Origin of the sequence: Corynebacterium kefirresidentii (assembly GCF_016599755.1) — a bacterium.
In the GTDB taxonomy this organism is placed as follows: domain Bacteria; phylum Actinomycetota; class Actinomycetes; order Mycobacteriales; family Mycobacteriaceae; genus Corynebacterium; species Corynebacterium kefirresidentii.
This window is the reverse complement of sequence record NZ_CP067012.1, coordinates 2,182,345-2,195,889: the sequence shown is the minus strand read 5'-3', so window position 1 is coordinate 2,195,889 and position 13,545 is coordinate 2,182,345. Positions and strand designations below refer to the sequence as shown.

The following is a 13,545-nucleotide window of genomic DNA, read 5'->3' as shown; positions in this document are numbered from 1 at the left end:
TCATGACCGTCGGTTTCCTTGTCAACCCTGATCTCACTCGCCGCAAGCTGGAATTCGAGCTGGAGCACGCCAACCAGTTCTTGGGCGGCACCACTGAGGGCCGCGTCTCCGTAGTATTCCAAGAAGACGGCACCACCTATGCGGCGCTCTACAACCCCGAAGCCAAGGCCGAAGGCGCCGAACCCAACCCAGTAGCCTCCTTGGCGCGCAACGCCGCCGCCACCGGCAATGCCGCTTTCTTGCAAGACCCCATCCGCTCCATTTGTGGTCCGGTCATCTTCGTTGATGCCGAGGGCGAAGATAAAACCATTGACGCCGTCATCGAGTCCGTGGAGCAGGGCATTCGCGCCGTCAAGAACTACCGCGAAGATAACCCAGAGGAGTACACGCTCTGGCGCGCGGCCGTTATCAATTCCACCAAGAGCCTTTAAACCTAGCCCCTCACAGGTAGGGTTCAAGCGCTTTTCGCGCGCTCGTAATACGGTGTTCACATTCTTATGGTGCCCTAGGGAGTCGTACTGCTTTTTCTAAGACTCCAAAAGGTGAAAACTGTATGCTTCGATCATCGCGCTTCGTCGCCTCCTTCGTTACCGCCCTTGCCGTGGGCGGTGCCGCCACCATCGTGCCCGCCACCCCGGCGCTGGCCGCTGATTCGCCCATCTACCGCACCATCCTGCAGCCGGGCGAGGATGAATCCCAGGTAATGGTTACGTGGCGCACCAAGTCCAAAGCCGACGAAGTCCTCGAGGTTACCGGCCCGGAAGGCACCAAGACTTTCCGCGCCGAGGAACGCGATTACGGCGCCCTGCTTTATAAATCCCAGTTCGCCACCGCCACCGATCTGCAGCCGGATACCGAGTACTCCTACCGCGTTGGCTCTGAGGAAGGCGGCTGGTCCGAACCAGAGACCTTTAACACCGGCTCCAATGGCGATGAGTGGTCTTTCCTCACCGTTGCAGACCCGCAAATCGGCGTGGACCTCAAGGTAGATGACCAAGCGGAGCAGTGGCGCAAGACCATCGCTCACGCGGCTTCCCATGTGCCCAATGCCAACATGATCTGGTCCCTAGGGGATCAAGTAGAAGGCTGGGGCGCCCAAGTGCCGCAGTACGATGCCTACTTCTCCGCCCCGGAAATTCGTCACATCCCGACCAATACCGTTCCGGGCAACCACGAGACTTATAACCTCACCATGAAACATCATGATGAGCATTTCTCCAACCCGCACCAGGCGGACGATATCCGCGACCACTACTTCGAGCGCAATAACGTGCTCTTCATCGGCCTAGACTCCAATGCTTCCTCCGACGCCGATATCGCCCGTCACGAGCAGTTCCTACGCGAGGCTATCGAATCCCGCGGCGCGGATAATGACTGGATCGTCGTCGGTATGCACCACGGCCCGTACTCCCAGGGCTCGCATCACTTTGATAAGGACGTCACCAACCTGCGCGAGAAGCTCACCCCGGTGCTTTCTGAGCTCAACGTCGATGCCGTGCTCTCCGGCCACGACCACATCTACACCCGCAGCCACCTGATGAAAAACAACAAGCCAGTTCTGCCAGAAAAGAAGCCGCAGCGCGGCGATGTCCTCGAACCCAAGGATGGTGAGGCCTTGTATCTGACCACCACCACCGCGGGTGGCGGCAAGTACTACGACTTCACTGACGTTAATAATCAGAAGCACAAGGGCGCACGCATGGAGACCATCGATCCGAAGCTCGCCCATGAGTCCACCGCCATGTGGCGCCAGGACTACACCGAGGACTACATGCGCGTGGATGTCTCCGATGACAAGCTCACCTTCGCTACCTTCAACGAAGCCGATAACACCCTGGTAGACAAGGTTTCGCTGAAGAAGAAGGACCGTGGCGCTGCGCCTGCCGACGCCTCTACCGACCCCGACACCCCAGAGGTGCCACAGGATCCGGAAGGCGGCAGCTCCCTGAGCTCCAGCGATGCTTTGAGTGGACTCAGCTCCAAGAAGTAGCTCGCGTCGCCGGCGTTATTAGCGCTCGGTGTGGCGCAGCCACGCCAGCACGGCCTTGACCCGTCGGTTAGAATCCTCGGGCAGGAACCCGAGCTTCGTAAAAACATTGGAGACATGCTTGCTTACCGCGCCAGCGCTAAGAACGAGCGTGTCTTCAATTTCTTTATTGCTCAACCCCTGCGCCATCAGTCCCAGCACCTCCCGTTCGCGGGCGGTGAGTTGGGCGAGGCCAGTGCGCTTTGCAGACAGCAGTGCCGTAACCACCTCTGGGTCCACCACGGTGCCGCCGCGGGCGACCTCGTCGAGCGTGCGCACGAATTCCTCTACATCAGAGACGCGCTCTTTGAGCAGATAGCCAAATCCCCCGTGCTCCAAGAGGCGGTCGAGGTAGCTTGCCGCTACGTATTGGCTTAGCACCACCACTGGTTGGGTAGGGTTTAGCGCTCGCAGGTCATGGACGGCTCGCAGGCCGTCGTCAGTCATGGTGGGCGGCATGCGCACATCGCTGATAATGAGGTCGAAGGCTTCTCGCCCAGCGATTGCGCGCAGTTCTTCGGCATCCGTGGCGGCTGTAACTCTATGGCCCAAAGAGCTGAGTAGCTGCTCGAGCCCGGCGCGCAGCAGCGCGGAATCTTCCGCGAGTAATAGTTTCATTCCGCCTCCTTCAGCGGCAGCTCGACTAGTAGTCGGCCGCCGCGTTCGCCCGCGGCAGTCTCGTGTGCCGCGGCAAGTTTTAGCGTGCCGCCCAGTGCGGCGGCGCGCTCGCGTAGCCCGGCTATGCCGGTACCGGCTCCCGACGTGGCGACTGTCGCCGCGTCCGTGGTGGACGCCTTGGCCGTGGGGCTGAGGTCGGGGCCGGTGCCATTATCAACGATGTCCAGGCGCAGCATGTCCCCGAAAGTAACCGTTACCTTCGCCTCGGTGGCCGTGCCGTGCTTGGAGGCATTGGTAAGCGCCTCGGCCACCGCATGATAGGCCAGCAGGGCAGTGGTCTCGTCCACGGAGCGTTCCGGCCCGTCCACGTGCAGTTCAGTCTCCAGCCCGGAGTGGGCGAGTAGCTCGTCGAGGGCGGGGATAAGCCCGGCGTCGAAAAGCACCTGCGGGGCAATGCCGCGCACCGTTGCGCGCAGGGAAGCCAGGGCCAAAGAAGCATTATGTTCCGCATCGGCCAAAGCAGGCAGCGCCTCGGACGGGGCCTGCAACTTCGCCGCCGCCAAGTTGAGCTTGAGCGCGGTCAGGTACTGCTGCGGTCCATCGTGCAGTTCGCGCTCGATGCGGCGGCGCTCGCCGGAGAAGGCATCGATAAGCGTGGCGCGCGAGGCCGCCAACTCCTCGGCCGAGGGGCTCAACGCCAGCCGAGTCAACGAGGTCGACGCCAAGACCAATAGGCGGTTGAGCCCCACCAATAAAGCCACCAGCAACGGCGCGGTGAGCCAGCAGGTAAAGAAAATGAGCGGCCGGTTGGTGGTAGACCACTCGCCAAAGGAGAATTCGGTCTTTGGCACGAATGGCGCAATGACCAGCACACCCGCCGTAAAACCCAAGGCAGTCCACGCGGCAAAGCAGGCAGCTGAAAGCAATAGCTGCAAAATAAGGTGATAAAACTGCTGCCAATCAAACCACCGGCCCGCACGCCGGGAAGGGATCTCCACGCCCATCCACCGTGCACCCAACCGGCCGACAAACTCCGCCGCCCGACCCACCAGCGGAACCCACGGCAGCATCAGCACCGAAACCACCAACGCCGGGATAAATAGCGCGCCAAGGACAAGGCTCCACGCGCAGGCTTTGAGGGTTCGCATAACCCAAGAGCCTAGCCGCCTTACCCGGCGTGGGGCAGTAGAGCTAGCTCTACCATTTTCTGGGCAGCCCGCCCCATGTCTTTCTTCTGCGCGGCCGAGTGGAATCAAAGGCATGTTAAAAGCAGAAAATCTCACCAAGCGCTACGGCCGCCGCACTGTGCTCAAGCGGGTCACTGTTTCCATCGCCCCGGGCGAATTCGTCGCCATCATGGGGCCTTCCGGTAGCGGTAAAACCACGCTCCTAAACCTGCTATCCGGGCTGGATAAACCCACTTCCGGACAAGTCAACGCGCCGGGGCGCAGGCAGCGTGCCTTTGTATTCCAGGACTATAACCTCTTAGAATCCCTCAATGCGCAGCGCAATGCCACCTTGACCGCGCGATTTTCCGGCCGGCGCCCGTCACGCAGCCGGGTGGCGGAGGTCTTTGATTCGCTCGGCCTTGCTGGTCTGGAGCGCCGCCTGCCCGCACAGCTTTCCGGTGGTCAGCAACAACGCGTGGCTGTAGCCCGGGCCCTGCTGGCTCAAGCGCCCTATATCTTCGCCGACGAACCCACAGGCGCGCTTGACGACGCCACCGCATCCACCGTCCTTTCCCACCTGCGCACCGCCGCCCGCGATGGCGCCAGCGTGATTATGGTGACCCACTCGCACCTCGCCGCTGAAGCGGCCGACCGCGTTATTTCCCTTGAGGAGGTAGCCCATGCTGGTGTGGCTTAAGGACTTACAGTCCAATTGGTTATCGTGGCTGGCCGTGGCGCTGACGTTGGTGGTCTCTTCCACCTCGTGCACCCTGGCGCTAGCCATGCTGGTCGCCTCCTCCGGGGCCGAAGAAAACCCCGCCGGCCCGGTGGGCGGCACGGTACTCGGCATGGCCCTGTGCGTGGTGGTGTTGGTGACGCTATCGCAGATGCGCCTTATCATCGCCGAGCGCGAGCCGGTCTACCGTTCCTGGCGCATGGTGGGGATGCCCGGGTGGATGATTATTGCCTTCATTCTGGGCCAGGTCGCCGTAATCAGCGCGGCCGCAGGGCTCCTTGGCGTACTGCCGGCCCGCCCGCTGCTTGCACCGTGCGTGCGCGCGCTGCGCAGCGATGGCATCCCCATGCCCGACATTGTCATTACCGGCCAGGTCACGGTCATTGCGGTCATAGTCTGCATGTCCGCGGCCCTGGTTGGCGCGCTGCCTCCACTGCGCCGAGTCTTCCGGCCGCGCACCACCGCACACCCGGCCTGGACCGTGGTGAAATTTGTACTTGCGGCCGCGGCCCTCGGCGGCACGGTCTACGGGTGCCTGCACATTGCCGATCCCGGCGATCTTCTCTCGGCCGAGATGGGCTTGGTCATCCTCGTCGCCCTCTTTTGGCCCTGGCTTATGCCCGCTATCGACCAATGGAGCCGCGCGGCCGGCATCGCTGGGGCCAATGTGCGCGTGCGCCGGCGTTTTTCCACCCCGCACATCGTGCCGTGGGTGCTGGTCGGTGGGTTTATCGTCGCCGTAGGCTCTGGCCTGCGCTTTGAAAGCTCCGCAGGCGCCGGCGGCACCCTATCGTCCTGGCAGGTCTTCGTCGCCCTTTTAGGGCCTGTCTTTGCCCCCAGCCTCGTGAGTGCCGTGCTCACCTCGCTGCTCATGCATGGGCGCATCGCCTCCGATATCCGCGGCCTCACCCTCGCCGGCGCCGCTCCTCTAGCCTGGATCCGCGTGCAGGTGGGGGAGGCGGCCTGCCTCACCCTGACCGCGGCCGGCGTGGTCTGTGCACTGTGCTTGGCGACGCTCCTCCCACTCCATCACCTGCTCACCCCGCAGGTTCCTTTCGGCCGGACGGTGGTGGAGCAGCTGTGGTGGCCGGCCTTCGCCGTGATTTTTGGTGCGATGTTTATCGCACTGGGCGTCGTCAAGCTGGCGCTTGCCGGCTTTGTACGCGCGGGGAATCGGGAGCGCTGAAAGGATCGCTGAGGGCTTAAGAATGTGGGCCGGGTCATTGTTGAGGGTTAGCAGTCGCGAGGGTAGAGTGCTAATCAGGTTGTTTGACCCACAGTTGTTCACCCGCGACGACGGCTGTGCTGGACATCCACAACCGGCACGCGCGTGCCATACCGGCGCGCATACGAACACTACGGAGGAAACATCATGGCAAACATTAAGCCTCTCGAGGACCGCGTCCTCGTACAGATCGTAGAAGCTGAAACCACCACCGCTTCCGGCCTGGTTATCCCGGATTCCGCTAAGGAAAAGCCGCAGGAAGCTACCGTCGTTGCAGTAGGCCCAGGCCGCACCAACGACAAGGGTGAGGTCACCCCGGTAGGCGTCAACGAGGGCGATACCGTGGTCTTTTCCAAGTACGGCGGCACCGAGCTGAAGTACAACGGTGAGGAGTACCTGCTGCTGTCCTCCCGTGACCTGCTCGCCGTCATCGAGAAGTAGGCCTCACTATGGCAAAGCTTATTGCATTCGACCAAGAAGCCCGCGAGGGAATTCAGCGCGGCGTCGATACGCTGGCTGATGCCGTCAAGGTCACTCTCGGCCCGCGCGGCCGCAACGTCGTGCTGTCCAAGGCTTTTGGCGGCCCCACCGTCACCAATGATGGCGTGACCATCGCCCGCGATATCGACATCGAGGAACCATTCGAGAACCTCGGCGCCCAGCTGGTTAAGTCCGTTGCAGTCAAGACCAACGACATCGCAGGTGACGGCACCACTACCGCCACCTTGCTGGCCCAGGCACTCATCTTCGAAGGCCTGCGCAACGTCGCAGCTGGCGCTAACCCAATCGAGCTTAACCGCGGCATCGCGGCGGCGGCCGAAAAGGCCGTGGAGGAGCTCAAGGCCCGCGCCACCGCAGTCAATTCCTCGTCCGAGATTGCCCAGGTAGCCACCGTCTCTTCCCGCGACCCGGAGGTCGGCGAGATGGTTGCCGGTGCTATGGACAAGGTGGGCAAGGACGGCGTTGTCACCGTCGAAGAATCCCAGACCATCGACTCCGCCGTCGATGTCACCGAGGGAATTTCCTTTGACAAGGGCTACCTTTCCCCGTACTTCGCTACGGAGGAAGAGACCTACCACGCCGTGCTGGACGACGCCGCTGTGCTCCTCGTCCGCAATAAAATCTCCTCCCTGCCGGACTTCCTGCCGCTGCTGGAGAAGATCGCCGAGACCAACCGCCCAACCCTCATCATCGCAGAGGACGTTGAGGGTGAGCCGCTGCAGGCGCTCGTCGTCAACTCCATCCGCAAGGTGCTCAAGGTCGCAGCCGTGAAGGCTCCGTACTTTGGCGAGCGCCGCAAGGGCTTCATGGATGACTTGGCCGTCGTTACCGGCGCCACCGTCATCGACCCAGAGGTGGGCGTTAACCTCAACGAGGCTGACCTCGACGTTTTGGGCTCCGCTCGCCGCGTGACCATCACCAAGGAAGACACTGTCATCGTCGATGGTGGCGGCACCGCTGAAGCGGTAGAGGAGCGCCGCGAGCAGATCCGCCGCGAAATCGAGCGCACCGACTCCACCTGGGATAAGGAAAAGCTGGAGGAGCGCCTGGCTAAGCTCTCCGGTGGCGTGGCCGTCATCCGCGTCGGCGCCGCCACCGAGACCGAGGTCAACGAGCGCAAGCTGCGCGTCGAAGACGCCATCAACGCGGCCCGCGCGGCCGTGGAAGAAGGAGTCATCGCCGGCGGTGGCTCTGTGCTGGTCCAGATCTCTAAGGAGCTGGAGTCCTTCGCTGAGGGCTTTGAGGGCGAAGCAAAGGTCGGCGTCCTCGCCGTCGCCCGCGCCCTGACCCGCCCGGCATACTGGATTGCTGAAAACGCTGGTCTCGACGGTGCTGTTGTCGTTTCCCGCGTTGCTGAGATGACCAACGGTGAAGGCTTTAACGCCAATACCCTTGAGTACGGCAACCTCATCGATAACGGCATCATCGACCCCGTCAAGGTCACCCACTCGGCCGTGGTCAACGCCACCTCCGTGGCCCGCATGGTTCTTACCACCGAGGCCTCCGTGGTGGAAAAGCCACAGGAAGAGCAGCCAGCTGACACCGGTCACGGCCACCAGCACTAAACTGGGCTACCAACATCGCCCGCCCCGCTTTGCGCGCGGCGGGTTTTGTTGTGCCTAGACTAGGGCCGTGGAATACATCAAGGTCACCGGTGATACCGACCCCGTTCGCAAGGCCTTCGCCAAGGCCAATGGCATCAAACCCGCACTCTTATTCCGCGAGTTTCGAGGGTGCCTGCCTCAAGCGCAACGGCGCGGGTGTGGTCTACGTGGAGCCGGGCGTGATGAGCAGGTAGACTCCGGCCATACCGTCATCCGTATCGACCACAACCTGGCTGTGCTCGCGCACGCGGACTACGCCATCGATTTGGGCCTCGGAGCCGGTTTGGCCGGCGGCCAGGCGGTCTTTAGCGGCACGCCAGCAGACTTAGCCGAACAGCGTGACTCGGTGACGGAGCGTTTTTGCCGACGCCCTCGTCTCCCCCTAACTTTCCTGCCTTAAGCGTTGACCGGCGCGGCGGCGCGGCGACGCTGGCGAAGCTCTACCACGCGTTCGGATTCGCTCATTCCGCCCCAGACACCGTAGGGTTCGGCGGATTGCAAGGCATGCTCGCGGCACAAATCAATGACCGGGCAAGAATTGCAGATGGCTTTGGCGCGATTCTCGCGCTGGGCGCGGGCGCGGCCGCGCTCGCCATCCGGGTGATAAAATACGTCCGAGTTTTCTCCGCGGCAGGCGCCTTGTAGCTGCCAATCCCACAGGTCAGCGGTGGGACCGGGAAGCAAATGAGGCTGAGACACGTTACTAAGCTCCTTTGTAAGGGCGAGAATTCTTGTGTGGCTTCCGCAGTGTCGCGAAAAGCAACCTCACGTAGTGTTTCGCGCGTGGGTAAACGGTGGGTTACCGATTTTTGACTTTTAAGTATTGTCCTCGCGATTCCTCCACCGACACCACGGTTTACCAGCGCAAACGCCGAAGGTTAACGGTTTGTGAATTTTCTGCCGCTCAGCTTGCATAGCTAATGGGGCTGCGCGTTGCCTTTGCATAAACTTCCCGTGTGCCAATATGGTTAGTTACCGGTCGAAAACATCTCAGAGGGTGCATACGTGAGTGATAGGGAACAGGAGCTAGCGGATCTCGTTCCGCATGCCGTCGACGGCAGCCGTCGAGCGCTGCAAAAAGTCCTGCAGATCATTCACCCGCAGGTGCTGCGCTACTGCCGCGCCCGTATTGGCGGCGGCCGCCAACCCACCGCGGAAGATGTAGCCCAAGAGATTTGCCTAGCAGTGGCTACCTCGATTGGTTCCTATGAGGACAAGGGCCGCCCTTTTATGGCCTATGTTTACGGCATCGCATTTAATAAGGTCACCGATGCTCACCGCGCGATGGGCCGCGATAAGTCCACGCCTACCGAAGAAATTCCGGAAGACTCCGCGCGTGAAGCCACTCCTGAAGAGTGGGCGCTAGAGGCCGACGGTAGTAACAGAATGCGCGCCTTGCTCGATACATTAAGTGATAAGGCGAAAAACATCGTTATTCTGCGCGTGTTCAACGGTTTGTCAGCAGAAGAGACTGCGGAAATTGTGGGTTCCACTCCAGGCGCGGTCCGTGTGGCACAACACCGAGCACTAGCTCAATTGCGAAAGACCCTCCAAGTCGCGCAGGAAACTGCACACTAAGGGGCTTGTGGCCCAATCTCACAGCAGGTATTTCATAACAGAAAGGAAGGGGGAGAGACACCATCATGGCTTCTAAGCACCACGGCGATAACGACGACCTAGCGGACCAGCTCCAGCCCTTGGTCGATGATGATGCATTCCTCACTGAGCTTTCGAAAGGCAACGACCCTTCCGACCGTCAGGATGACCTGGCGGGGTTGCTGCTGGAGTTAAAGGGGGACGTCGACAAGCACATGCCTCCGGCCCCGCTGGTAGAAGGCGCTGAGGCGGAGCCTCAGGTTATTGATCTTGGTAAGGTGCGCAAGCGTCGCCGCGGCGGGCCTTTCGTGCATGGTCTCATTGGCGCGGCCGCTGCAACCCTAGTCATTGCTGGAGCCGGTGGCGCAATGCTGCATGCCGGAACTTTTGATAAAGGGGATAAGACCCGCAATGTAGAGCTGGCCGGAACGCTGGAAGAGATGGAATCTCGCGCGGCCGAAGGCGATATTGAAGGTGCTCGGGAACTGATGAGGGATGCCCGAGCCAAGCTGGACGCGGCCGAAGGCAAGGAAGAAAAGGCCATCGCCGCCAACAGTGAGGCGGAACACAAGCGCTCTGCGCACCCGAAGCCCGCCCCGCACACCGTGACGGAGACCGCCACCGAAACCGTGGCGGAAGAAGCTTCCCAACCGGAACAGCAGCCGGAACAGGTTACCGTGACCGAAACTCAGTACGCCACCGAAACCGTGGTAGTCACGGAGCCGGCGCAGCAGAACCCACAGCCCAACCCGAACGTTGAGGATGAGCCGACAACCACCATCGATATGGGCCAGCAGCTGTAGAAGCTAGCGGCCCTCTAGGCCATCCAAGTATCCCAAGGCATAGTCCCAGGGAACATAGCGGGAGGGATCCGGCTCGGCGCCCGGCTCATGTACTGGCGCTAGCTCCCCTTCGAGCGTGGCGCGCATATTTGCGGCCATGATATCCCACTCGTAGAAGTGGTTTTCCTGGCAATCCTCGCACAGGAAGAAGATGCCATCGATGCCGCGCGGGCCGAGGATGGACGCGAATTTCTGCACCAGCGCGAGGTCGTGGATGATGGCGATTCGGTCGTCGTCGGTAAGCGGCATGACCTGCTCGTCCTCCTCCAGGAAGGAGGCGGGGTCATTCGGGTCATCGGCGAAAGGATCGCGGGGCATATTGGCGAAGAAGTTCACGCCTGCGAGCCTATTGAACTTACCCTCCCGAGGCAATTTACCCCTGCCCAAATGGTGTCGTCGGCCGGCAAAGCACTACAGTTGTGGTAGCCGCTAAACCTGTTAAGGAGAGACCTCGATGAGCGAGAACCGTATTCATACTGGTGGAGATGACCCGAACAAGGTAGCCCTGCGCGGCCTGACCTTTGACGATGTGCTTCTGTTGCCCGCCGAATCCAATATCGTGCCCTCCGAGGTCGATACCGGCGCGCAGTTTACCCGCAATATTCGCCTCGGCGTCCCGCTTGCCTCGGCCGCCATGGATACCGTGACTGAGGCCCGCATGGCCATTGCCATGGCGCGCCAGGGCGGCATCGGCGTGCTGCACCGCAACCTGTCTACCGAGGACCAGGCCGAGCAGGTAGAAATAGTCAAGCGCTCCGAGTCCGGCATGGTCACCGACCCCATCACTGCCCGCCCGGATATGACCATTGGGGAGGTAGACGCGCTGTGCGCCCGCTTCCGTATCTCCGGCCTGCCGGTGGTAGATGAGGACGGCACTTTAGTCGGTATTTGCACCAACCGCGATATGCGCTTCGAGCCTGACTTTGATCGCAAGGTCAGCGAGGTTATGACGGCCATGCCGCTCGTCGTAGCGCGCGAGGGCGTATCCAAGGAGGAAGCCCTCGAACTGCTCTCGGCCAATAAGGTGGAAAAGCTGCCCATCGTCGATGCGGATAATAAGCTCACCGGCCTGATTACCGTCAAGGACTTTGTAAAGTCCGAGCAGTACCCTAACGCGTCGAAGGACTCGGCCGGCCGCCTGTTGGTTGCGGCCGGCATCGGTACCGGCGAGGAGTCCTACCAGCGCGCCGCCGCGCTTGTCGACGCCGGCGTGGACGCCCTCGTCGTCGATTCCGCCCATGCCCACAACAACCGCGTGTTGGAAATGGTTTCCCGCGTCCAAAAGGACTTTGGCTCCAAGGTCGATGTCATCGGCGGTAACCTTGCCACCCGTGAGGCCGCCCAGGCAATGATTGATGCCGGCGCGGATGCCATCAAGGTCGGCATTGGCCCGGGCTCCATTTGCACCACCCGCGTCGTCGCTGGCGTGGGAGCGCCGCAGATTACGGCCCTGATGGAAGCCGCCGCGGTAGCTGGCCCGGCCGGTGTACCGGTGATCGGCGATGGCGGCATGCAGTACTCCGGCGACGTCGCCAAGGCCCTAGCGGCCGGCGCCGATACCGTCATGCTGGGTTCCATGTTTGCCGGCACCACCGAGGCACCCGGTGACATCGTGGTCTACCAGGGCAAGCAGTACAAGCGCTACCGCGGCATGGGCTCCATGGGCGCCATGCAGGGCCGTGGACTTTCCGGCGAAAAGCGCTCCTATTCCAAGGATCGCTACTTCCAGGCCGATGTCCGCAGCGAAGACAAGCTGGTTCCGGAAGGCGTCGAGGGTCGAGTGCCTTTCCGCGGCGATATCGATGCCATTGTGCACCAGATCGTCGGCGGTTTGCGCGCATCAATGGGCTATACCGGCTCCGCCACCCTGGCTGAGCTAAAGACCAAGCGCTTCGTTCAAATCACCGCCGCGGGCCTGAAGGAATCTCACCCGCACCACCTGCAGCAAATCGCAGAAGCACCAAACTACCGCTAGGAATATCATGCGTGAATACGCCGAAATTGGCATCGGCCGCGAGGCCCGCCGCACCTTTGATCTAGAGCAACTATCCATCGTGCCGCAACGCCGTACCCGCTCCTCCAAGGACGTGGATACCACCTGGCACATCGATGCCTATACCTTCGACATCCCTTTCGTGTCCCACCCCACCGATGCGCTCGCCACGCCCGAGTTCATCATCGAGATGGGCAAGCAAGGTGGCCTGGGCGTCATTAATGCTGAGGGGTTGTGGGGCCGCCACGAGGACCTCGAAGGCGCTCTAGCTCGCATTTACTCGCAGCCGGGCGATAACTCCATCATTCAGGAGCTGCACGCCGCACCGCTTGACGACGCCCTCCTCACCCAGCGCATCTCCCAAGTCCGCGACTCCGGAGTCACCGTCGCTGTGCGTGTTTCTCCGCAAAATGCTCGTGAGATGGCTCCGAAGGTCATCGCGGCCGGCGCTGAGTTGCTGTTTATTCAGGGCACCCTGGTCTCGGCCGAACACGTGGCTACCGGGGGCGAGCCGCTGAACCTCAAGGAGTTCATCGGATCGCTGGATGTGCCGGTCATCGCGGGCGGAGTTACCGACTACACCACCGCGCTGCACCTGATGCGCACTGGCGCGGCCGGCGTTATCGTAGGCGCTGGTGTGACGACCAACGCCGAGACCGTTGGTATCGACTCGGCCATGGCCACTGCGATTGCCGACGCCGCCGCAGCCCGCCGCGATTACCTCGACGAGACTGGCGGCCGCTACGTGCACATCATCGCCGATACCGAGTTTGAAAACTCCGGCAATATTGCCAAGGCTTTTGCTTGTGGCGCCGACAGTGTCGCTCTCGGCCCACTGCTTGCTCAGGCCCGCGAGGCCGGCGGTAAAGGCTGGTACTGGCCCGCCACGGCCGGTCACCCGCGTTTCCCCCGCGGCTTCGTCCAGTTCTCCGGAGCTGATGCCGACTTGGATGTTGATTTCCTCACCGCCGGTACCCCGGCCGAAGCTGCAGAAGAGTCTGCCGCTCCTTCGCTTGAAACGGTGTTGCACGGTCCCTCCAGCGAGCCCTTCGGCCGCACCAACTTGGTCGGCGCGCTACGCCGCTCCATGGCAAAGTGCGGCTACACCGACCTGAAGTCCTTCCAGAAGGTCGAGCTCGCCGTCCGCCACTAGTCGGCAATCTCGAACGCGGCTGTGCTTTCTTGGCGCAGCCGCGTTTTGTCTCAAAGCTTTTCCGCCTCTGGATAAGTAGAGC

The 13,545-nt window shown here is 61.8% G+C and carries 14 protein-coding genes and 1 pseudogene; 11 read left to right on the top strand and 4 right to left on the bottom strand.

Annotated elements, in window-relative coordinates:
* Positions 1 to 2: 2 nt before the first annotated feature.
* Both I6I12_RS10545 and I6I12_RS10540 read left to right on the top strand, forming a co-directional pair.
* Complete coding sequence (locus tag I6I12_RS10545) at positions 3 to 431, top strand: hypothetical protein (protein WP_200288251.1); 429 nt, start codon at positions 3 to 5, stop codon at positions 429 to 431.
* 122 nt (positions 432 to 553) lie between these two features.
* Positions 554 to 1,990: a purple acid phosphatase family protein gene (locus tag I6I12_RS10540; RefSeq protein ID WP_200288250.1), complete on the top strand. Its 1,437-nt coding sequence runs from the start codon at positions 554 to 556 to the stop codon at positions 1,988 to 1,990.
* 18 nt (positions 1,991 to 2,008) lie between these two features.
* Here I6I12_RS10540 and I6I12_RS10535 read toward each other — a convergent pair whose 3' ends face one another.
* Together I6I12_RS10535 and I6I12_RS10530 are read right to left on the bottom strand one after the other, a co-directional pair.
* Complete coding sequence (locus I6I12_RS10535; protein ID WP_200288249.1) at positions 2,009 to 2,644, bottom strand: response regulator transcription factor; 636 nt, start codon at positions 2,642 to 2,644, stop codon at positions 2,009 to 2,011.
* Complete coding sequence (locus I6I12_RS10530; protein WP_200288248.1) at positions 2,641 to 3,792, bottom strand: sensor histidine kinase; 1,152 nt, start codon at positions 3,790 to 3,792, stop codon at positions 2,641 to 2,643. The genes I6I12_RS10535 and I6I12_RS10530 overlap by 4 nt, the downstream gene beginning before the upstream one ends.
* 112 nt (positions 3,793 to 3,904) lie before the next feature.
* Between I6I12_RS10530 and I6I12_RS10525 the strand changes: the two genes are divergently transcribed.
* The 5 genes and pseudogenes from I6I12_RS10525 to I6I12_RS12170 all read left to right on the top strand — a co-directional run.
* Positions 3,905 to 4,510: an ABC transporter ATP-binding protein gene (locus tag I6I12_RS10525; protein WP_023020623.1), complete on the top strand. Its 606-nt coding sequence runs from the start codon at positions 3,905 to 3,907 to the stop codon at positions 4,508 to 4,510.
* Positions 4,494 to 5,735 (top strand): FtsX-like permease family protein, encoded by a 1,242-nt coding sequence (locus I6I12_RS10520; RefSeq protein ID WP_200288247.1) that lies wholly within the window; start codon positions 4,494 to 4,496, stop codon positions 5,733 to 5,735. Before I6I12_RS10525 ends, I6I12_RS10520 begins: the two co-directional genes overlap by 17 nt.
* Positions 5,736 to 5,921: 186 nt before the next feature.
* A complete protein-coding gene (groES, locus tag I6I12_RS10515) occupies positions 5,922 to 6,215 on the top strand; it encodes a co-chaperone GroES (protein WP_005322702.1) in 294 nt (97 codons plus the stop codon).
* 8 nt (positions 6,216 to 6,223) lie between these two features.
* On the top strand, positions 6,224 to 7,840 hold the full coding sequence (groL, locus tag I6I12_RS10510) for a chaperonin GroEL (protein ID WP_200288246.1): 1,617 nt from the start codon (positions 6,224 to 6,226) through the stop codon (positions 7,838 to 7,840).
* A gap of 85 nt (positions 7,841 to 7,925) precedes the next feature.
* A pseudogene (locus I6I12_RS12170) lies at positions 7,926 to 8,279 on the top strand (hypothetical protein); the annotation flags it as partial.
* Here I6I12_RS12170 and I6I12_RS10500 read toward each other — a convergent pair.
* Complete coding sequence (locus I6I12_RS10500) at positions 8,276 to 8,578, bottom strand: WhiB family transcriptional regulator (protein ID WP_023020627.1); 303 nt, start codon at positions 8,576 to 8,578, stop codon at positions 8,276 to 8,278. The pseudogene I6I12_RS12170 and the gene I6I12_RS10500 overlap by 4 nt on opposite strands.
* A 306-nt stretch (positions 8,579 to 8,884) precedes the next feature.
* Here I6I12_RS10500 and I6I12_RS10495 point away from each other — a divergent pair, with 306 nt between their 5' ends.
* Together I6I12_RS10495 and I6I12_RS10490 are read left to right on the top strand one after the other, a co-directional pair.
* Entirely contained in the window at positions 8,885 to 9,457 is a 573-nt protein-coding gene (locus I6I12_RS10495; protein WP_049359746.1) for a sigma-70 family RNA polymerase sigma factor, read from the top strand.
* 65 nt (positions 9,458 to 9,522) lie between these two features.
* Positions 9,523 to 10,278, top strand: a complete 756-nt coding sequence (locus I6I12_RS10490) for a hypothetical protein (RefSeq protein ID WP_200288245.1) — start codon at positions 9,523 to 9,525, stop codon at positions 10,276 to 10,278.
* Positions 10,279 to 10,281: 3 nt separating this feature from the next.
* On the opposite strand, the gene I6I12_RS10485 is transcribed toward I6I12_RS10490, so the two are convergent.
* Positions 10,282 to 10,653: a DUF5319 domain-containing protein gene (locus I6I12_RS10485; RefSeq protein WP_005326826.1), complete on the bottom strand. Its 372-nt coding sequence runs from the start codon at positions 10,651 to 10,653 to the stop codon at positions 10,282 to 10,284.
* 118 nt (positions 10,654 to 10,771) lie between these two features.
* Between I6I12_RS10485 and guaB the strand changes: the two genes are divergently transcribed.
* Entirely contained in the window at positions 10,772 to 12,292 is a 1,521-nt protein-coding gene (gene guaB / locus I6I12_RS10480; protein WP_200288244.1) for an IMP dehydrogenase, read from the top strand.
* Between the two features lie 7 nt (positions 12,293 to 12,299).
* Positions 12,300 to 13,463: a GuaB3 family IMP dehydrogenase-related protein gene (locus I6I12_RS10475; RefSeq protein ID WP_200288243.1), complete on the top strand. Its 1,164-nt coding sequence runs from the start codon at positions 12,300 to 12,302 to the stop codon at positions 13,461 to 13,463.
* Positions 13,464 to 13,545 lie beyond the last annotated feature (82 nt).